Source organism: Paraburkholderia sp. WC7.3g (genome assembly GCF_050436345.1).
GTDB lineage: Bacteria > Pseudomonadota > Gammaproteobacteria > Burkholderiales > Burkholderiaceae > Paraburkholderia > Paraburkholderia podalyriae.
On record NZ_JBNDMA010000004.1, the window covers coordinates 109,366 to 129,783 of the forward strand.

Annotated in this window: 18 protein-coding genes and 2 pseudogenes; 8 read left to right on the forward strand and 12 right to left on the reverse strand. The window is 65.2% G+C overall.

All coding sequences use genetic code 11. The features are described from left to right. Window positions 1–7: 7 nt before the first annotated feature. Window positions 8–2,701: an ATP-binding cassette domain-containing protein gene (locus OKW43_RS33895; RefSeq protein WP_429452705.1), complete on the reverse strand. Its 2,694-nt coding sequence runs from the start codon at window positions 2,699–2,701 to the stop codon at window positions 8–10. Window positions 2,702–3,076: 375 nt separating this feature from the next. On the opposite strand from OKW43_RS33895, the gene OKW43_RS33900 reads away from it, so the two are divergent. From OKW43_RS33900 to OKW43_RS33935, 8 genes are all read left to right on the forward strand, one after another. Further along, window positions 3,077–4,384, forward strand: coding sequence for a glycosyltransferase family 4 protein (locus OKW43_RS33900; RefSeq protein ID WP_429452707.1), 1,308 nt, complete (start codon window positions 3,077–3,079; stop codon window positions 4,382–4,384). 122 nt (window positions 4,385–4,506) lie between these two features. Next, the gene (locus OKW43_RS33905; protein ID WP_429452709.1) at window positions 4,507–5,109 is read left to right on the forward strand and encodes a D-glycero-alpha-D-manno-heptose-1,7-bisphosphate 7-phosphatase; all 603 of its coding nucleotides are present in this window, start codon (window positions 4,507–4,509) and stop codon (window positions 5,107–5,109) included. Continuing rightward, complete coding sequence (gene waaF / locus OKW43_RS33910; protein ID WP_429452711.1) at window positions 5,106–6,368, forward strand: lipopolysaccharide heptosyltransferase II; 1,263 nt, start codon at window positions 5,106–5,108, stop codon at window positions 6,366–6,368. The genes OKW43_RS33905 and waaF overlap by 4 nt, the downstream gene beginning before the upstream one ends. A 22-nt stretch (window positions 6,369–6,390) precedes the next feature. Next, window positions 6,391–8,136: a carbamoyltransferase family protein gene (locus OKW43_RS33915; RefSeq protein WP_187634605.1), complete on the forward strand. Its 1,746-nt coding sequence runs from the start codon at window positions 6,391–6,393 to the stop codon at window positions 8,134–8,136. Next, the gene (locus tag OKW43_RS33920; protein ID WP_429452713.1) at window positions 8,133–9,221 is read left to right on the forward strand and encodes a glycosyltransferase family 2 protein; all 1,089 of its coding nucleotides are present in this window, start codon (window positions 8,133–8,135) and stop codon (window positions 9,219–9,221) included. The genes OKW43_RS33915 and OKW43_RS33920 overlap by 4 nt, the downstream gene beginning before the upstream one ends. Beyond that, window positions 9,218–10,357, forward strand: coding sequence for a glycosyltransferase family 9 protein (locus OKW43_RS33925; RefSeq protein WP_429452715.1), 1,140 nt, complete (start codon window positions 9,218–9,220; stop codon window positions 10,355–10,357). The genes OKW43_RS33920 and OKW43_RS33925 overlap by 4 nt, the downstream gene beginning before the upstream one ends. Continuing rightward, window positions 10,347–11,303 carry a glycosyltransferase family 4 protein gene (locus tag OKW43_RS33930; protein ID WP_429452717.1) on the forward strand — a complete coding sequence of 319 codons (957 nt, stop codon included), beginning with the start codon at window positions 10,347–10,349 and terminating at the stop codon, window positions 11,301–11,303. The genes OKW43_RS33925 and OKW43_RS33930 overlap by 11 nt, the downstream gene beginning before the upstream one ends. A 52-nt stretch (window positions 11,304–11,355) precedes the next feature. Then, entirely contained in the window at window positions 11,356–12,372 is a 1,017-nt protein-coding gene (locus OKW43_RS33935; RefSeq protein WP_187634609.1) for a UDP-glucuronic acid decarboxylase family protein, read from the forward strand. Between the two features lie 123 nt (window positions 12,373–12,495). On the opposite strand, the pseudogene OKW43_RS33940 reads toward OKW43_RS33935, so the two are convergent. The 11 genes and pseudogenes from OKW43_RS33940 to OKW43_RS33990 all read right to left on the reverse strand — a co-directional run. Continuing rightward, window positions 12,496–12,852 (reverse strand): annotated as a pseudogene (locus tag OKW43_RS33940) (hypothetical protein); the annotation flags it as partial. Window positions 12,853–12,946: 94 nt separating this feature from the next. Continuing rightward, entirely contained in the window at window positions 12,947–13,204 is a 258-nt protein-coding gene (locus OKW43_RS33945; protein ID WP_429452719.1) for a hypothetical protein, read from the reverse strand. Window positions 13,205–13,468: 264 nt separating this feature from the next. Then, complete coding sequence (locus OKW43_RS33950) at window positions 13,469–14,053, reverse strand: helix-turn-helix domain-containing protein (RefSeq protein ID WP_187634611.1); 585 nt, start codon at window positions 14,051–14,053, stop codon at window positions 13,469–13,471. A 100-nt stretch (window positions 14,054–14,153) separates the two neighbouring features. Then, entirely contained in the window at window positions 14,154–14,276 is a 123-nt protein-coding gene (locus tag OKW43_RS33955) for a hypothetical protein (RefSeq protein ID WP_281393962.1), read from the reverse strand. Between the two features lie 208 nt (window positions 14,277–14,484). After that, window positions 14,485–14,787, reverse strand: a pseudogene (locus OKW43_RS33960) (cation:dicarboxylate symporter family transporter); the annotation flags it as partial. Window positions 14,788–14,873: 86 nt separating this feature from the next. Beyond that, window positions 14,874–16,007 (reverse strand): mannitol dehydrogenase family protein, encoded by a 1,134-nt coding sequence (locus OKW43_RS33965; protein WP_187634612.1) that lies wholly within the window; start codon window positions 16,005–16,007, stop codon window positions 14,874–14,876. A 25-nt stretch (window positions 16,008–16,032) separates the two neighbouring features. Then, complete coding sequence (locus OKW43_RS33970) at window positions 16,033–17,043, reverse strand: zinc-binding alcohol dehydrogenase family protein (protein WP_429452722.1); 1,011 nt, start codon at window positions 17,041–17,043, stop codon at window positions 16,033–16,035. A gap of 114 nt (window positions 17,044–17,157) precedes the next feature. Continuing rightward, the gene (locus OKW43_RS33975; protein WP_429452724.1) at window positions 17,158–17,472 is read right to left on the reverse strand and encodes an L-rhamnose mutarotase; all 315 of its coding nucleotides are present in this window, start codon (window positions 17,470–17,472) and stop codon (window positions 17,158–17,160) included. 25 nt (window positions 17,473–17,497) lie between these two features. Next, window positions 17,498–18,346 carry an amidohydrolase family protein gene (locus tag OKW43_RS33980; RefSeq protein ID WP_187634615.1) on the reverse strand — a complete coding sequence of 283 codons (849 nt, stop codon included), beginning with the start codon at window positions 18,344–18,346 and terminating at the stop codon, window positions 17,498–17,500. Next, window positions 18,343–19,359 (reverse strand): aldo/keto reductase, encoded by a 1,017-nt coding sequence (locus tag OKW43_RS33985; protein ID WP_429452726.1) that lies wholly within the window; start codon window positions 19,357–19,359, stop codon window positions 18,343–18,345. Before OKW43_RS33985 ends, OKW43_RS33980 begins: the two co-directional genes overlap by 4 nt. A gap of 114 nt (window positions 19,360–19,473) precedes the next feature. After that, the gene (locus OKW43_RS33990) at window positions 19,474–20,418 is read right to left on the reverse strand and encodes an ABC transporter substrate-binding protein (RefSeq protein WP_429452728.1); all 945 of its coding nucleotides are present in this window, start codon (window positions 20,416–20,418) and stop codon (window positions 19,474–19,476) included.

Sequence of the window (20,418 nt, forward strand, 5' to 3'; positions counted from 1 at the left end):
CGTTTCGTTATCGCGGCAACGCCGTGTCCGCGCGCGACGGCGCATGCGCGAGCCGCCGGATTGCCGCGATCAGTTCCGCGGGCGGCACGGGCTTGTGCAAATGCGCGTCGAAGCCCGCGGTGCGCGCGCGCGGTTGGTCGAGTGCGTCCGCGTAGCCGGTCAACGCGATCGCGGGCAGTGGCCTGCCCGTTCGTGACGGTCGCTGGCCTTCCAGTTCGCGCAACCGGCGCAGCACGTCGTAGCCATCTTCGTCGGCCAGCATCAGATCGCAGAGCAGCACGTGCGGCCACTGCGCCGTGTCCGTCGCGCGCAGCCAGTCCAGCGCTTCGGCGCCCGCTGCGAATAGCCGCGCGCGCGCGCCGCTCGTGCCCAGCACCGCTTCGAGCGCGTCGCGCGCTTCTTCCTGATCGTCGATCGCGATGACGAAAAGGCCGTCGAGCGGAGCCGCGTCGCCGGCATTCGGCGCGGCGGACGACGACGCCAGCGCCTGTTGCGCATCCGCGACCGGCCGCAGCGGCAGCATCGCCACATAGGCGAGCCGGCCATCCAGTGGCGTCAGCGTAAAGCTGCCGCCGGCAGCCGCCAGCGCGCTTTCCATCTGCCGCGCCGTCGCCTGCGACAATTCGGCGGGCTTGTCGCCCATGCCGAGCACGTTGACCCACACGTGATTGGCGTGACGCTGCGCGCGCAACGCGATGCGCTGCCCCGGGCTCGCCTGCGCGATCTCGTTGCGGCACAGTTCGGCGATCAGCGGCTGCAGCACGCTCGGATCGCCGGTCACGCGCAGCTCGCTGTCGGACGGTTCCGCGTAGACGACCACGCGTCGTTCGGCGATCTCGTCGTGCAGCGCATCGATGACACCCGCCGTCAATGCGCTGACGCTGACCGATCGCGCGGTCAGCCGCCGCTGCGCGTGTTCGAGTTCGCCCTGCTGCCATTGCAGCGACCACATCTTCGCGTACACGCCCTCGCGCGCGAGCAACTCGCGATGCGTGCCCTGCTCGACCACCTGGCCGTGCTCCATCACCAGAATCCAGTCCGCGTCGACGACCGTCGAAAGCCGGTGCGCGATCACGATCGACGTGCGGCCCCGCGCGAGGCGCGTCAGTTCGGTCTGGATCGCGCGCTCGGAGCGGGTGTCGAGCGCGGACGTCGCCTCGTCGAACACGATGATGCGCGGGTCCTTCAGAATCGCGCGCGCAATCGCGATGCGCTGTCGCTCGCCGCCCGACAGCCGCACGCCGCGCTCGCCGACGCGCGTGTCGTAATGGTCGGGCAAGCGCTCGATGAACTGGTCGAGCTGCGCGGCACGCGCCGCGCGCACGACGTCGGCGCGGGTCGCCGACGGACGTCCATAGGCAATGTTGTAGGCGATCGTTTCATTGAACAGCACGGTGTCCTGCGGCACGATGCCGATCGCCTCGCGCAGACTGCGCTGCGTGACCATGCTGATGTCTTGCCCGTCGATGCGGATCGTGCCGCGCTCAGGCCGGTACAGCCGGAACAGCAGCTTCACGAGCGTCGACTTGCCCGAGCCGCTGCCGCCGACCACCGCGAGCGTCTTGCCCGGGTACGCGTGAAACTCGACGTCGCGCAGCACCTGGCGCGCCGTGTCGTAGCCGAAATCGACATGTTCGAACTCGATCAGGCCCGCGCCGACCTTCAGCGGCTGCGCGTCGCGCGCGTCGATATCCTCGCCGACGCGGCCGCGCGCCGCCAGAATCACGAACATCCGCTCGACGTTGACGAGGGCGTCGTTGGTCTCGCGAAACACGAAGCCGAGCGTGTTCAACGGCATGCAGATCTGGATCAGGTAGGCGTTCACCAGAATCAGATCGCCGACGCTCATGCTGCCGTCCACCACGTGCTGGGCGGCGAGCAGCATGACCGCCGCCACCCCGAGCGCGATCACCGCGCTCTGTCCCACGTGCAATGCGGTCAACGCGTTCTGGTTGGCGATCCGCGCGTGCACCCACTTCTCCAGCACGTCGCCGAGCCGTTGCGTTTCGCTGTCTTCGGTCGCGAAGTACTTGACCGTGTCGTAGTTCAGCAGACTATCGACGAGCCGGCCGTCCGACTGCGCTTCGAGCAGATTGACCGCGCGCTGGAACGCGACGCGCCGCCGCGTGAACACGAACGTATACCCCGCGTACAGCACGAAGGTCACGACGATCGCGAGCATGAATTCGCGCGCATAGCTGTGCACCATGATCGCGACGATCACCGCGATCTCGAACAGCGTCGGCACGATCGTAAACAGCGCGGTGCCGAGCAGAAAACCGATGCCGTCCGCGCCCTTCTGCACGTCGCGCACGATCGCGCCGGTCTCGCGCCGCGTGTGAAAGCGCGCGCTGAGCCGATGCAGATGCGCGAAGGTCCGCTCGGTCAGCGCCGCGACCGTGCGCTGCACGACGATGCTGAACACGACGTCGCGCGCCTCGTTCAGCGCATCGCCGAAAAAGCGCAGCAGCGCATAGGCGAGCACGAGGAACACCGGAAACACCACATGCGCGAGCGGATGGCCGAGTTCGTCGACGATGTGCTTCAGCGTGAGCGGCACCAGCACGGTCGCTAGCCGCGCGGCGATCATCAGCGCGAGCGCCGCGATGGTCTGTCCGCGATAACGCCATACCGCTTGCGCGAGATCGCCAAAGATTCGACGAGCCAGTTCGGAGCGAGGCACCTGGGCGGAATTCGGCATGAGATCCTGGGTCGTAGCGCGCCGGAAAAAACGTGACACAGGTGTGGCAGCGAGCAAGCATCGCGCCCGGCAGCGAGCAAAAAAGTCCTTGGATACAGCCCTTTTGCGCGAACAGCTTGCTCATTGATTGGGTGCAGTCCTTCACTCATGCTAGTCGCGATGCGGCGCGAGTGGTTCGAAGTTACATGACCGTGTGTAGAAACAGGGAACGCCACAGCGCTTCTCGCTTGGCGAAAAAGGGTACGCCACAGCGCTTGGTGCGTCTCGCCCAACCTTTGCGTCGTTGCTCCACGCCGCAGCATGCGAATGGCACAGCACATGCTGAGCGCCGGATACGAACCTCAATCAATAACCGCGTGTCGCAAAGGAATGCCAATGAAGATCGCTCTGATTAGTGAACACGCGTCGCCACTTGCTGTCGCCGGTGGCGTCGACAGCGGCGGGCAGAACATCTACGTCGCAAACGTCGCGCGCCAGCTAGTGGAAATGGGCCATCAGGTCGACGTGTTCACGCGCCGCGATCGGGCACTGCTGCCTGAGCGCGTCGAGATGGACGGCGCGCGTGTGATTCACGTGCCCGCGGGGCCGCCTCGGCAATTGCCGAAGGAACAGCTGCTGCCCTTCATGGGCGAGTTCGCCGCGTTTCTGATCGCGTTCTTTCGCCGCGAACCGCAACGCTACGACGTGATGCACGCGAACTTCTTCATGTCGGGCCTCGCCGCGCTGCAAGTGAAGGCGGCCCTCGGCATCCCGCTGGTCACGACCTTCCACGCGTTAGGCCGCGTACGGCGTATCCATCAGGGAGCGGATGACGGCTTCCCCGACGAGCGCTTCGCGATCGAAGACGAACTGGTCGCACGCTCGGACGTCGTCGTCGCCGAATGTCCGCAGGACGAAGCCGATCTGCTCGAACACTATCGCGCCGATCGGGCGCGCATCGAAATCGTGCCGTGCGGTTTCGATGCCGACGAATTCAGGCCCATCGAGCGCGCGGTCGCGCGCGACGCGCTCGGCTGGCGCCAGCACGACTTCATCGTGCTGCAGCTAGGCCGGCTCGTGCAGCGCAAAGGCATCGACAACGTGGTGCGCGGCGTCGGCGTGCTGAAACACACGTTCGGCGCGACGGCGCGGCTGTACGTGGTCGGCGGCAATTCGGACGCGCCCAACGAAATCGCGACGCCGGAGATCGCGCGCCTGCGCGAGATCGCATGCGAATGCGGGGTTGCGGATCAGACCAGCTTCGTCGGCCGACGGGGCCGCGCGCGGCTGCGCTACTTCTACAGCGCCGCCGACGTGTTCGTGACGACGCCCTGGTACGAGCCGTTCGGCATCACGCCGATCGAGGCGATGGCCTGCGCTACGCCGGTGATCGGCGCCGATGTCGGCGGCATCCGCTATTCGGTCGTCGATGGCGTGACCGGCTTTCTCGTGCCGCCACGCGATCCGCACGCGCTCGCCGCGCGTCTCGACCGTTTGCGGCTCGACCCCGCGCTCGCGCGCCGGATGGGCGAAGCGGGCCTCGACCGTGCGCGGACCGGCTTCACCTGGCGCGGCGTCAGTGAAGCGCTCGCGCAACTCTATGCGCGCGCGGCAAGGCTCGCACCGGCCCAAACATCGCTCGACGCCACGTCGGAGCCGGCGCAGGCACCGCTGCGAGCAGCCGCCGGCGCATCGTTCCGTTGACGACGGCGCACGCCGCGCGAACGCGCGCAGCGTGCGTATCGGGAACGCGCCGCGGCCGGTCCAGCGGCTGCGGCGCGCCTGTTCCGACTTTTGACTGAAGCTCGCGCATAACACGAACCATCATGACGCTACCCGCTGTGTTCATCGACAAGGACGGCACGCTGCTCGAAGACGTGCCCTACAACGCCGATCCCGCGTTCATGCGTTTCGCGCCGGGCGCGCGCGAGGCGCTCGCGCTGCTCGCCGCCTATCCGTACCCGCTGTTCGTCATCAGCAATCAATCCGGCATCGCGCTTGGCAAGTTCGAAGACCGAGCGCTGTTCGACGTCGAACGGCGGTTGCGGCAGATGTTCGCCGAGTGCGGCGCCACGCTCGCCGGCGTGTACTGGTGCCCGCATCATCCCGAGGGCAGCGTCGCGCGTTACGCGATCGTCTGCGACTGCCGCAAGCCCGCGCCCGGCATGTTGCTGCGCGCGGCCGAAGAGCATGAGCTCGATCTCGGCAACAGCTGGTTCATCGGCGACATTCTCGACGACGTCGAAGCGGGCAATCGCGCCGGCTGTCGCACGATCCTGCTCGACAACGGCCACGAGACCCACTGGCGAACCGGCCCGCAGCGCACGCCGAGCGAGCGCGCCGCCGGTCTGCACGAGGCCGCGCAGTTCGTCGTGTTGCACGGCCTGGCATCGGCCGCCGTGGCGCGCCGCAAGGAGGCGCTACGGTGAACGCGCCGCTGCCGCTTGCGCCGCCGAGGCTGGCTCACGCGCGCGTGCCCGACACGTCGCAGCCAGTGTGCTGGGGCGACGACGTCAAAAGGATCCTGTGCGTGCGCCTGGACAATCTCGGCGACGTGCTGATGACGACGCCCGCACTGCACGCGCTGCGCGAGTCCGCCGAAGGTCGCCATCTGACGCTGCTCGCGTCGGGCAGCGGCGTTGCGCTCGCGCCGTTTCTCGACGACGTCGACGACGTGATCGAATACGACGCGCCGTGGGTCGCGCGGGCGTCGAACGCGACGCGCGATCTGCTCGACGATCAGCGCATGCAGGCGCGGCTGCGGCGCGGCGGCTTCGATGCGGCGGTGATTTTCACCGTCTATAGCCAGAGCTCGTTGCCGGCCGCGATGCTGTGCTATCTCGCCGGGATTCCGCGCCGCCTCGCGCATTGCCGCGAAAATCCGTACGCGCTGTTGACCGACTGGCTGCGCGAACCGGAGCCGCAGCAGCGCACGCGGCACGAGGTGCAACGCCAGCTCGATCTGGTGCATCACGTCGGCGCGCAGACGCGCGACACCGGCATGCGCTTTCGCGTGCCGCCCGCCGCGCGTCAGTCGCTCGACGGGAAGTTGCGGACGCTCGGCATTACCCGCCACACCGAGTGCATCGTGCTGCATCCCGGCGCGACCGCCGCGTCGCGCCGCTATCCGCCTGAGCGCTTCGGCGAGGTCGCAACCCGGCTCGCGTGCGAAACCGGCGCCCCGGTGCTCGTGACCGGCGGCGCGAGCGAGCGAGCGCTCGTCGAGACCGTGATGCGCGCGGCCGTGCCCGGCGTGCGCGCGCAGTTGTACGACCTGAGCGGCGCGCTGACCCTCGCCGAGCTTGCCGCGCTGCTCGAACGCGCGAGCGTGCTGGTCTCCAACAACAGCGGCCCCGTGCACGTCGCGTCCGCGCTCGGCACGCCGGTCGTCGATCTTTACGCGCTGACCAACCCGCAGCACACGCCGTGGCAAACGCCGCAACGCGTGCTGTATCGCGACGTCGAATGCCGCTGGTGCTATCGCAGCGTGTGTCCGCTCGGGCATCACGCCTGCCTGCTCGGCGTGCCGACCGACGAGGTCGTGCAGGCGGCACTCGAATTGCGGCGCGCGCATGCGCATGCGCCGCGTCGTGGCGGATCCGAGCGCGCCGGCTCGCGACCGGTTCGCGCCGGTCGCGCCGATAGCACGAGCACGCCGTCTCTGACGGATCAGCCCACGGTCCCCTGAACCCACTCTGATGGCGAACGCTATGTACACACTCGGAATCAATGCGGTCTATCACGACAGCGCGGCCGCGCTGCTGCGCGATGGCGTGGTGCTCGCCGCCGCCGAAGACGAGCGCTTCACGCACGTCAAGCACGCGAAACGCCCCGTGCCGTTCTCGACCTGGCAACTCCCGTTCGATGCGATCGACTATTGCCTGAAAGCAGCCGGCATCACGCTCGCCGATCTCGATCACGTCGCTTACTCTTACGACCCCACGCTGTTCGGCGGCATGCCGAAGAAGCCCGGCACGACGATCGAGCTGCCGTTCGATCCGGCCGGCACGCATCCGGACAATCCGTCCGCGTCGCCGTGGGACCCATTGTTTCTCAGCTATATCGCCAACGCGAAGGGCCAGTTGCTCGACGGCGCGCCGCATCATCTGCGCAAGCGCTTTCAGGGCGTGGACCGCGAACATGGCTTCGCATGGCACTTCGTCGAGCACCATCTCGCGCACGAGGCGAGCGCGTTTCTCGCCGCGCCGTTCGACGACACCGCCGTGCTGACGATGGACGGTCGCGGCGAAGGCGTGACGACCAGCATGGGGCAATTCGTCGGCGGCGAGTACAAGCGCCTGAAGCAGGTCGAGCTGCCGCACTCGCTCGGGCTGCTCTACGAAGCGGTGACCGACTGGCTCGGCTTCCTGCACTCATCGGACGAGTACAAGGTGATGGCGCTCGCGTCGTTCGGCAAGCCGGCCTATGTCGAGGTATTCCGCGAGATCGTCCGCTACCGGCAGGACGGCAGCTATACCGTCGAGGCGCCGCGTCTGACCGGGCGCTTCGGTCCCGCGCGCGAACGCGGCGGGCCGCTCGAACAACGCCACTTCGATATCGCCAATTCGCTGCAGCGCGTGCTCGAGGAAACCGTGCTGGAACTCGCGCACTGGCTGCATCGGCAAACCGGCTTGAGCCGGCTCTGCATGGCGGGCGGCGTCGCGCTGAACTGCGTGATGAACTCGAAGGTGCGCGATGCCGGGCCGTTCAGCGAAGTGTGGGTGCAACCGGCGGCCGGCGACGCTGGCACCGCGCTTGGCGCGGCACTGTGGACCGACTACCGCGAGCGTGCCGCGCGCGGCGACCGCGAGCGTCATTGGAGAATGGATCACGCGTATCTCGGGCCCGAATACAGCGAAGCGGAAATCGAGCAGTTTCTGCGCTGGTCGAAAGTTCCATACCGGCGTCTCGCCGATATCGCCGGCGAGACCGCCGATCTGCTCGCGCAAGGCAAGGTGATCGGCTGGTATCAGGGCCGCACCGAATTCGGCCCGCGCGCGCTCGGTGCGCGCTCGATCCTCGCGTCGCCGGTCGATCCGCGGATGCAGGCGAAGCTCAACGAGATCAAGGATCGCGAGGACTTCCGCCCGGTCGCGCCGGTCGTGATGGAAGAGGAAGCCAACGAATGGTTCGTGAACGGCCAAACCGCGCCGTTCATGCTGTTCGTGTTCGACGTGCGCGCTGACAAGGCCGCGCGCATTCCGGCCGTGCGCCACGTCGATGGCACCGCGCGCGTGCAGACCATCAACCGCGCGCAGCATCCGCTGTATTACGACCTGCTGGCCGCGTTCAGGCAGCGCACCGGCGTGCCGATCCTCGTCAATACGTCGTTCAATACGCGCGGCGAGCCGATGGTGAATTCGCCGCGCGACGCGGTCGAGTCGTTCTGGACTTCGCCGCTCGACGCGCTCGTGATCGGCCCGTTCCTCGTCGACAAGGCGGGGGGCGGCGCATGAACACGTCGGTCATGTGCCCGGCGCCACTGCATGGCGGCGTGGCCGCGCGCCGCAGCAGCGAGGATGCCGAAGAAGCCGGCCGCACGCTGCGCACACCGTCGTGGCCCGACGTGTCGGTGGTGGTGCCCACCTACCGCCGTCCCGCGATGCTCGCGAACTGCCTCGCCGCGCTGTGCGCGCAGCAGCTCGCGCCGCACCGCTACGAGATCGTGGTCTGCGACGACGGTCCCGACGACGCCACGCGCGCCTGCGTCGAACGATTCGCGCGCGAACAGGCGCCACGCGGCCTGGAAGTGCACTACCTGCCGGTCACGCGCACCCAAGGTCCGGCCGGCGCGCGCAATGCGGGGTGGCAGTATGCGCGCGCGCCGCTGATCGCCTTCACCGACGACGACACGCTGCCCGATCAGCACTGGCTGACGGCCGGCGTCGCGGCGCTCGCGCACGGCGCCTCGGCGGCCGCCGGCAGGATCGTCGTGCCGCTGCCCAGGCTGCCCGAGCTGCCGACCGATTACGAGGCGGACGCGAGCGGCCTCGCGCGCGCCGAATTCGCGACCGCGAACGTGTTCGTCACGCGCGCGGCGCTCGTCGCGACCGGCGGCTTCGACGAACGTTTCACGTCGGCGTGGCGCGAGGATTCGGACTTGCAGTTCACGCTGCTTACCGCGGGCGGCCAGATCGTGCGCGCGCGCGACGCGGTGGTCGTGCATCCAGTGCGGCCCGCGCGCTGGGGCGTGAGCATCGCACAGCAGAAAAAGAGCCAGTTCGATGCGCTGCTCTATCGCAAGCATCCCGAACTGTTTCGCACGCGTATCCGCTCGCGGCCGCCGCTGCTGTACTACGCGATTCTCGCCGCCGCGTTGCTCGCGCTCGGCGGCGCGCTCGCGGATCTTCCGACGCTCGCGGGTGCGGGTCTGCTCGCATGGTGCGGATTGACCGGCTATTTCTGCGCGCGGCGCCTGCGCGGGCGCAACCACGGCTGGCGCCACGTCGCCGAAATGATCTGGACATCGATCCCGATTCCGTTCCTGTCGATCTACTGGCGGCTCTATGGCGCCATCCGTTTCAAGGTGTTCTTTCCATGACCGTATCCTCGCTGCTGGCGGCGCTCGCGCCGCGCCGTATCGTTGTCTTTCGCGCGCTGCAGCTCGGCGACATGCTGTGCGCGGTGCCCGCGCTGCGCGCGCTGCGCGCGGCCGCGCCGCAGGCGCATATCGCGCTGATCGGACTGCCGTGGGCACGCGCGTTCGTCGAGCGCTATGCGGCGCTCGTCGACGAACTGATCGTGTTTCCTGGCGCCGTGGGTTTTCCCGAGCAGCCCGAATCGAACGATGGCCTACCCGCGTTCTTCGCGCGGATGCGCAACCGGCGTTTCGATCTGGCGATCCAGCTGCACGGCAGCGGCGGCATCGCCAACGATCTGCTACATGAACTTGGTGCACGCGCCGACGCCGGCTTCGTGCAGCCGGACGAGGCGCCGCGCGACGGCTGCTTCATCGCGTGGCCCGACGCACTGCCGGAACCCGAGCGCTATCTGGCACTGATGAGCGCGCTCGGCGCAGCGGCGCACGACCGGCGTCTGACGTTCCCGCTCACCGCGCTGGACCTCGACAAGTACACCGCGCTGCGCGCATGTCACGGTATCGAAGACGAGCGGCTCGTGCTGCTTCACCCCGGCTCCCAATTGCCGTCGCGCCGCTGGCCGGCCGAGCGCTTCGCGGCCGTCGCCGACCACCTTGCCGCCGACGGCTGGCAGATCGCGATCACCGGCACGGCCGCCGAAGCGCCGCTGACCTGCGCGGTGCTCGGCGCGATGAGCGCGCCCGCGCTGCATCTGGCGGGCGCGACGTCGCTCGGCGGGCTCGCGGCGCTGGTAGCACATGCGCGGCTCGTGGTCTGCAACGACACCGGCATCTCGCACCTCGCCGCGGCGCTGGCGACCGCGTCGGTCGTGATCGCATGTGGCAGCGACACGCGGCGCTGGGCGCCGCTCGATCATGCGCGGCATCGCGTGCTCGCTGACTATCCGGCGTGCCGGCCCTGCATGTTCCGGGACTGCCCGTACGGCCATCCGTGCGCGCTGAACGTTCGTGTCGACGAGGTCGTCGAGACCGCCCGCGCGCAGCTTGCGCTCGCGGCCGGCGCGCAGCCAGGCGCGCCAGGCACCTTGCATGAGGCAACCGTTTCGCTGTCTTTCGAGGATCGGCACCATGTTGCGTAATTGGCGCCGACTGCGCGTGCTGACCTGGCACGTGCACGGCAACTACATGTATTACCTGAGCCAGACGCCGCACGATTTCTATCTGGTGACGAAACCCGGACATCCGCCCGGTTATGCCGGCAAGGTCGGCGTATTGCCGTGGGGCGACAACGTGCACGAGATCGCGATCGACGACGTCGCCAATCACGAATTCGACGTGGTGCTGTACCAGCATCGCACGCACTGGGAATACGACCGCGAGCACGTGCTGAGCGCCGCGCAGCAGCGTCTGCCGCGCGTCTACGTCGAGCACGATCCGCCGCAGGAGAACCCGTTCGAGCAATGGCATTGGGTCGATGATCCCGAAACGCTGCTGGTTCACGTCACGCACTTCAACCGGTTGATGTGGGATAGCGGCGTCACGCCGACCCGCGTGATCGAGCATGGCGTCGTGGTGCCCGACGGCGCGCGTTATACCGGCGAGCTGGAGCGCGGCATCGTGGTCGTCAATCATCTCGCGCAGCGCGGCCGGCGGCTCGGTGCGGATGTCTTCGGCGAAACCCGCACGCGCGTGCCGCTCGATCTCGTCGGCATGGACGCGCGGCGGCTGAACGGCATCGGCGAAATCGGCAACCTCGATCTTGCCGCGTTCAGTGCGCGCTACCGCTTCTTTTTCAATCCGATCCGCTGGACCAGCCTCGGCCTCGCGATCGTCGAGGCGATGACGATCGGCATGCCGATCGTCGGTCTCGCGACGACCGAGCTCGCCACCGTGATCCGCAACGGCGAAAACGGCTTCGTGCATACCGACGTCGACGCGCTCGTCGACGCGATGCTCGGGCTGCTGCGCGATCCCGGCGAAGCACGGCGGCTCGGCGCGGGCGCACGCCGCACCGCGTTGGAACGCTTTCATATCGAGCGCTTCGCGCAGGACTGGCACGACACGCTGCTGCACGTCACGGCGTGATTTCGCACCGGTTTTTAAACGCTCATCCGGTCCAACCAGAGGATCACGCACCATGAAAGAACTGACCCGCAAGCGCATTCTGGTCACCGGCGGCGCCGGCTTTCTCGGCTCGCATCTGTGCGAGCGGCTCGTCGCGCAGGGACACGACGTGCTGTGCGTCGACAACTTCTACACCGGCACGAAGGACAACATCGCGCCTCTGCTCGACTGCGCGAACTTCGAACTGATGCGTCACGACGTGACGTTTCCGCTGTATGTGGAAGTCGACGAGATCTATAACCTCGCGTGCCCCGCCTCGCCGATTCACTACCAGCACGATCCGGTGCAGACCACGAAGACCAGCGTGCACGGCGCGATCAATATGCTCGGGCTCGCCAAGCGCGTGAACGCGCGGATTTTCCAGGCGTCGACTAGCGAAGTGTATGGCGACGCGCTCGTGCATCCACAGAAAGAAGACTACTGGGGCCACGTGAATCCGATCGGTCCACGTTCGTGCTACGACGAAGGCAAGCGCTGCGCCGAAACGCTGTTCATGGACTATCGCCGCCAGCATGGCCTGTCGATCCGCATCGCGCGCATCTTCAACACCTACGGCCCGCGCATGCATCCGGCCGATGGCCGCGTGGTGTCGAACTTCATGATGCAGGCGCTACGTGGTGAACCGCTGACCCTCTACGGCGGCGGTACGCAGACGCGCTCGTTCTGCTATGTCGACGACATGATCGACGCCTTCATCCTGCTGATGAACAGCGCCGACGATCCGGGCGGCCCGGTCAATCTCGGCAATCCGCACGAAGTGTCGATGCGCGACATCGCGCAGCGCATCGTCGCGCTGACCGGTTCCGCGTCGCCGCTCGAAACGCGGCCGCTGCCGGCCGACGATCCGTGGCATCGGCAGCCGGACATCGCGTTGGCGACGGCGCTGCTCGGCTGGCAGCCGGGCACGTCGCTCGACGAAGGGCTCCTGCGTACCGCGCGCTATTTCCGCGCGCGGCTCGCGGCGAGTCAACAGACGCCGCCGGGTGCGGGCACGCATGGCGCTGCAGCCGCGTCCGCTCGCACTCATTGAGCCAGCGGCGCAGCGATGCCAGCGTCGCCGCGCCCTTCTTCGCGTTTCACGGCTGGCCCTCGCCGCCCGTCACGCCGTACACCTGCCCTGTCACATAGCTCGCGCGCGACATTGCCAGCGCCCCTCGGCGGGCAGATAGACGATCGACACGTCCGCGCCTTCGCGCGCGAAAGCGATCGCCGCCGCGCGGCCGATGCCGGAATCGCCGCCGGTGATCAGCGCCTTGTGCCCCGCGAGCAGGCCGCTGCCGCGATAGCTCGACTCACCATGATCAGGACGCGGCGTCATGCGGCTCGCGAGACCAGGCCACGGCTGCTGCTGATCCTGAAACGGCGGGTGCGGAAACAGGCCGCGCGGATCGCAGCAAGCAAATGACACACCGTGCATGGCGGCGGCGGTGCGAATCTCGCGAGGCGCAAAAAAGAAGCGGTCACAAGGGCCGCTTGGGGAGCAGTGCCACGGGGGCCGCTCAAAAGCCATGCCGCGAAGGGCGAACGGGGCGATGGCGTAGGGTAAAGCTCAAGCACCACGAAAAGCGTCGGCCGCGCTACCGACTCTCACCGGAGCCGCGCCTTCAGGACGAACGGATGGTCGATTCGGTGTCGCTCGTCAGCACCGTCATCGGTCCCGCGCTCAACGCGGCCGTGATGTTCGCGAGGCGATCCGCCGGGCAATCCAGCAGATCGACGCTCAGTGACTCGCGCCCGCCCGCGCAGTTCACATGCGCGGACCACCCGCACACCTGCGCACGATGTTCGATCAGGCTTTTCCAGACTGCGACGACTCGCAGGGACCCCGGGCTGGCATAAACAGTCAGACGTTTCACGTTCATCGCTTCACACGGCATGGCGCCGCGCCTCGGGTCCGAATCCCGCAGGGATTGAGGTTGTCATGCGTACGTTGAGGTTAGACGCGCGAACTTTCAAAGCAAAGCACATGGTGTTGTCCGTAACTGAACGGTTATGGGCAGACGCATGTGCGCGCGTATCGGCACGTTGGCGCTTTTCACGTAGCCGTTCGCGCATAATGCGCCGAACGGACCCTGGATCAGGCGATGCGGTAAGAACGGGACGAGACGAGAATCCGCTGGCAATTTCTACGCGGTGGGCGTGTCCGCGCGGATGCGCATCACGGTCTGTCGTGAAGTGCCGAAGCGCCGCGCGACCTCGCTGACCGACTGGCCTTTGCCGAGCGACTGCAGCACGCGTTGACGCTGCTGCTCGGACAGCGACGGCGGCCGGCCCGTGTGCCTGCCGCTCGCGCGAACAGCCGCGAGACTATCGCGGCTGCGCAGGCTGCGGCACGCTGCATCGAGCCGCACCAGCGCGCGCAGCGCCTTCACCGCCGATGGTTCGGGACGCCCGGCCAGATCGGAATGGCCGACTTCGACGCAACGCAGCGCCACGCCGGCCTTGCGGCACTGCATCACCGTGACGAGGATATCGCGCGCGTTGCAGCCGAGCGCGGCCAGTTCGAGAACGACGAGCGTGTCGCGCGGCGCGATCCGTCTGATCAGACTCTGCAGCTCGGGGCGTTCGCTTGCCTGCACGTAGGTCGGCAGATCCTCGACCGCGACCCGCGCGAGCGTGACCATGAAACCGGCCTTGTCGAGTCGGATCAGCGCCTGCTCGTGCCGGACCGCATCGTGCGCGCCGAACAGATAGATGTGTAGTTTTTCCACGTCGCCTTTCGTAGTCACGATCCGCCATTCGCGGCGCTATTTCGCTGGGTCCCCGGTTTTTTCGCGCGACCACGCTGGCACACGCCGTCGCTCATCGCGCTCAGGGCTGGCGCTGGCCGCCCTGATGCGTCGGAGGAGTCTGGTTCTGTTGCTGCTGTCCGCTGTCGCGGCCAGGCTGCACCGGGTTCGCCGGCTGACGATTCGAATTCTTGTCCGAAGTCATGACATTCTCCTAGGTGAGATTGCGGGTGACCGGGGGTTAACCACGGCCATCGTGATTGACACGCAATCAGCGTTCCCGAGTCCTGCGCCAGGCGGAGAAACTTTCAAAGTTGGCTGCGCAGCGTTTTCGCGGCGGCGACAATGTTCGCGAGCGCGGGAATGACTTCAGACCACTGACGCGTCTTCAGACCGGTATGGTGAGGAAATGTCGCGAGGATTCGGACCAGCACGTATGCGACGCTATCGATGAATTCCTGCACTCGCCGTCCGGCGCTTCCGCTGGCGTTCAATGCGAAGCCGAACAGAAGGGCAAGCAGCAGGACCGGCAGAACCTCGCCTTTCGCGAAGGCGCCGACGAGCGTCTCCGGAATCAGATGCAGTGCGAACTCGACGAGCCCGTGCGACTGCGTGCGCGTCGAATACTGCGCCAGGATGGCCGTGTCCAGATGATGCGCGTCGATGTGCAGTCCCGCACCCGGATGCAGCGCGAACGCGGTCGCGAGGCCCAGAACGCCAGAACTGGCCGACGGTCATGCCGAGCCCCATTCCAAGCAGAACCTGGACGTAAAGCAGCCGATAACTTTCCCGACGCAGTTTCCTAAACCGATGCGACACGCTCCAGCGTCGCTCGTATTCGCAGCGGTCCAGGACTCACGCCGAGTTTATCGGCAAGTTGCACGAGCGGCAGAAAACGCCGCTGCAATTTTTCTGTGTGATTCTGCGCGATGTCCGCTATCCGGTGCTCGAGAAACGGATTGAGTAGGCGATCGCGTAACTCGACGAGGTAGGCGAGAGCCTGATCGCGCTGACCTAAGGCCGCAAATGTCGGAACTACATCTTCCGCCCAGACGGTTTCCAGGCTAGCGCGCAGTATCGGGTCGTTCATTGCCTGACATACGGTCTCGTCAGCCGGCCTGCGGTCCTCCAGCCAGCGCTCGGCCAGATAGCTGTGACCGAGATTGAGCAGGAACAGCTTCAGACGCTCGAAGTGCTGCAGGTCGTTAGTCAAAACGATGTTCTCATGAGTGCAGGGTAAAACCAGTCCCGGCTGCTGCTCAATCGCCCAGAGCGCATACGGTTCCGCAACCGCGCCTACCGGTTCAATCGCCTGTGAAACGATGCGGTCGACGAGCGAATTGGCCCATATGCAACGCGTTCGAAGAAAGGTAGTAAATGGCTCCGGCAGCCGCCAATTTTTCGCGAGAGTCACAACCAGTTCGCGCAGCGTATCGCCGTTATTGACCACGAGTTCGCACGGAAAAAGGGAGAGCGGCGCATCGGGATTCCTTTCCCAACGGGCATGAAGCAGCACCAGCAGCTTGGCCGGGAAGCTATGTGGCACGCGCTCCGGATGATTCACGAGCGCTGCGGTATCCCGGTCATCAAGCCGGAATCCCCTGTCTCCCGTATTGGAAACAATCACTTCGACATGTTCCGATACGGCATCTCGCACCTGTTTCCAGTGAGTCCCGGCGTGCCATGCCGCGCGCACCGCGTTGCCGCTCAGCATCTCGTCCACCTGCACTCCGTGACGCATACCTCGAATCCGTACCGGATATCGTCCGCCTTCTGCCAGCGCTGCAATACGCTTCTGACTGGACTCGCTGCTGGTCGTCTGCACGACTGTGATGCCACCGAGCGCGGCACCGCGCGCCATGGCGTCCGAAACAAACAGGTCGACATGCGCCTGAAGAAAGCGGCTGGTGCCGAACTGGAGAATTGGCTGGCTCATGGCTAATACCCGATCTGCGTCGTTGTCAGCATTCGATGATCGCTTTCACTACGCCTGCGGACGGTTCGAGCAGTTTCGAAAATTCCGCGGGAACTTCGGCAAGTTTCATCCGGTGCGTGTTGAGTGCCGCATCGGGCACCTGACCGGCACGCATGGCCCTGAGCACCGTTTCGAAATCTTCCGCAGTCGCATTGCGGCTTCCGATCAGGGTGGCTTCGCGCTTGTGGAACTCGGGATCGGAGAACGTGATCTTGTCTCTCACCACGGAAATCAGCACGTATTTCCCGCCGTGCGCAATAAACTCGAAGCCACGCTCCATGGCAGCCGGATTACCCGTCGCATCGAAGACCACATCGAAGAATTCGCCGTCGGTGAGTTTCGTCAGTTCGTTGACGTCAGTATCACCGAGTTGCACGGTAGCCGCCACTTCGATTTTCTCAGCGCAGAAGTTCAGACGATCGAGCCGTGTATCGAGCGCCGTTACCGTGGCCCCGCGCAGACGTGAAAAGATCATTGCGGCCATACCGATCGGACCGGCACCGACTACCAGCACGCGCTGTCCAGTCTGAACTTCTGCGCGGCGAACCGCGTGCGCGCCGATGGCGAGAAACTCGATCATTGCCGCCTGATCGAGCGTGATTCCTTCAGCCTTGTGAACGAACTGACGCGGCAAACTTAGATACTCCGTCAGTGCGCCATCGCGATGCACACCCAATACCTGAATGTTCACGCAGCAGTTCGTTTTGCCGTTCCTGCAAGCAATGCACTGACCGCATGACAGGTAGGGCATCACGTAGACCGGGTCGCCGACGGCCAGGCCGGAATCCGCATCTGCTTCTTCGACCGTCCCCGACAGTTCATGTCCCATCACGCGGGGGTACGCCAGAAATGGCTGGTTGCCGGTAAAGATGTGCAGGTCAGTGCCGCATACGCCGACGCGTCGCACTCGTAGCAACACTTCGCCGCGCTCTCGCAATGGCATTGAGCGCGTCTCGGAGCGCAGTACGCCGGGAGTTTGACAAATAACGGTGAGCATCAGGTTTCCTCTTTCAGGTACAGAACCCTCGAAGCCATGATGCGGCTTCGATGCGGGCTCGGTTAATTTGTCTCTTTATGGCGAGGTCAAACGAGTGCGATGTCGCGACGACACCTATTCGAGGTAAAAGACCTCTTCCATCTGTGCCCAGTGTTCCGGCGGCGCACGAGTCGGCAACGGTTTCTGGCACGGACCGCACAGGCTCCACCAACGTTGTGTTTCGGGGTCGCTCGCAATCTCCGCCATATCGCTTTCATAGTCAGTTCCGACGTATTCCCAGTAACCGAACAACAGGTTCTCGGGCTCCCGCAGGAAAATCGAATAGCGGGTGACATTCGAGCGTTTCAGGCGATCGAGCACCGTCGGCCACACCTGCGCATGCAGGCGTTTGTATTCGTCGATGTACTGCGGATCGATGCCGATGACCATTCCCATTCGTTGCATCACACTCTCCCTATTCTTCGAGCCGGTAGAAGCGATAAGCGTTGCCGCCGAATACAGCGTCTTTGTCCTCATTGCGGGCATATTGGTCACAGTATTTTTCACAGGCGGCGAGCCACCCGGCGTAGCCTCCGAAATGTGTTGCGAGCCGCTGGACCGGCCAGTCGCTTCCCCACAGAAGACGATGCGTGCCGAACAGTCGGAATAGCGTTTCGACGTAGGGCTCGAAAGCGGCGAAGTCGGTCTCCGGCGGCGCTTCTGTCCATAAGCCGGAAAGCTTGCAATGTACGTTTTCGAGTTTGGCCAGATCGTTCATGGCGCTTCGCCACGGCTCCAGTTGCCTGATAGCGATCAGTGGCTTGGCTGCATGATCTATAACAATCCGCAGACCGGGATAACGCCTCGCGAATGCGACCAATCCGGGGAGCTGACGCGGGACGACCAGCGCATCAAATGCAAGGTCGTTCGCGAGCATCGCGGTAATCGCCGGTCGCAATGCCGGGCCGTCGATCCAGTTGTCGTCGGCAAGATCCTGCAACATCGGCCGCAGCGCTTTCAGCTTCGGGTGGCGGGCCAAAGCATCGATCGTTTGCGGCGCGTGCGGTGCTTTCAGGTCGGCCCATCCCACCACGCCACGGATAAAAGAGTGACGCTCCGCCAGTTCGAGCAGAAACCCGGTGTCCTGGCTGTCCGGTAAGGACTGGACCAGGACGGTTCCGTCGATGCCGCATTGCTCCAGCAGCGGTTCAAAATCGGCTGGTCCGAAGTCGCGATAGATCGGCCCGAGGGTGGCAGGAGGCCAATGCCCCGCACGCGCCGCGAGGTGCCAGAAATGGTGATGTGCGTCGATACGCAGGCTCACTGGACCACCTTCGGCACAGGTGCGGTGTCCGCAATCAGACCGCCCGACTTCAGCTCCTGCCACAATCCGGCTGGCAGCGCCTGCTCAAACCACGCGACGTTCTGCCGGAGTTGTTCGACACTGCGCGCGCCCACCACGCACGACACAACCGCAGGATGCGCAAGCGGAAACTGCAGTGCCGCAGCGGGTAGCGGAACCTCGAATTCGCGGCAAACCTCAGCCAGCCGGTTGACACGCGACACGACACCCGCGGGCGCGTCCCCATAATTGAACTTGCCGTTACCTGCCAGCACGCCAGAATTGAACACACCGCCGGCCACGATCGAATTCCCATGCCGTACGCAATTGTCGAGGAACGGCGACAGACAATCCTGTTCGAGGAGCGTATAGCGGCCCGCCAGTAACGTCACATCGAGCTGTATCTCCTGCATGGCTTCATGTACAACCTGCCACTCGTTCACGCCGAGGCCGATGGCTTTGACCTGCCCTGCGCTACGCAGCGTGTCGAGTGCGCGGAAGCCGCCTCCGTCTGTCAGCTGTTTCCAGAATTCGACGTTTGCATCCCCATGTGTCATTCGACCGATGTCGTGCACATACAGCAGATCGATCTGCGCAATACCGAGACGCTGCTGGCTGTCTTCGAAAGACCGCATTACGCCGTCGAAGCTATAGTCGTAATGCGGTCGGAAAGGGAGCGGTTCGGCCCAGCCGTCATCGCCGGCCTCGACCGTCGGATCTGGCCGAAGAAGCCTGCCGACTTTCGTACTCAGCACGAACTCGTTGCGTGGCCGTGCTGACAACGCGTCGCCCACGCGGCGTTCCGAAAGCGTGTACCCGTAGAACGGCGCCGTGTCGAAATAGCGCAGACCGAGCGACCGCGCTTCGTCCATCAGCGCACGCGCCTGTTCCGGCGGCATCGTGCGATACAAGCCGCCAAGTTGCGAACAGCCCATACCCAGTGCGCTCAGTTGCACTGCGCCGCGTGACAGATCACGCAGATCACTTGCTTTCATCAGGAATTCCGTTTCCAGGGATTCGTTGCTGGATGTTCAACGCCTTACAGCGCGTCCTGAACGGCGCAGTCCTCAAGGGCGGACAACGCCGTCTGGCGTCGTCCGCGCCGCGCTTCAATACAACACGTTCTTCGCGACGGGCTGATCGATGTTGTCCTTCTCGACCATCACGACACCGGTATCCAGTTGTTTCGTAACCGGCTTGTGTTCGATCACATCCACCGCCGTTTTGACGCCTTTGTAGCCCATCTGATACGAGCCCTGAACAGCGATGGCCTGGATCGTTCCATCCTTGACGAAGCCCTGGAGGTCCTGGTTGCCGTCAAAGCCGATCGCGACGATCTTGCCCGCTTTCCCGGACTGCGCCAACGCGCGCCCCATCCCCACGGCGGTCGGTTCGTTCGCACCGAAGATGCCCTTCAGATCCGGGTTGGCCGACAGCACGTCGGTCGTCTGATTGAGCGCGGTCGCCATCTGTGACTGCGAGTAGAACGGTCCGACAATCTGGAGTTTCGAGTGCTGTTCGAGATACTTCCGGAAACCGCCCACGCGGCCGATCTCAGAACCCGCGCCGGCGACATACGACATCACGGCGACTTTCCCCGTCTGTCCAACACGGTCGATCATTGCTTTCGCGCACAACTCACCGGCCTTGGCGTTATCGGTCGAGAGGAACGACTGGTAATACTGCTTGCCGGAATCGGACACGAGCGAATCGATCAGCACGACCGGAATTTTTGCCTCCCAGGCCTTCTTCATTGCCGGGACCAGTGCGTCGGGATCGGACGGCGCGAGCACGATCCCCGCGACATGCCGGTTCACCGCGTTCTCGACCATATTGACCTCGTCGGCCACGGCTGACTCGGTCGCCGGTCCCTGAAACGTCATCGTGTAGCCGTTCAGCCCTTTCATGCCCTCCGTTGCGCCCTTTTGCACGTTCTGCCAGAAATTCGAGTTGGCCGTCTTGACGATCACGGCGATCTCTCCGCCCGCCGCATTCGCGTGCGCCGTCACTGCGGTCAAAAGTGCGGCGGCCAATGCCAGATACGTCTTCCTCAT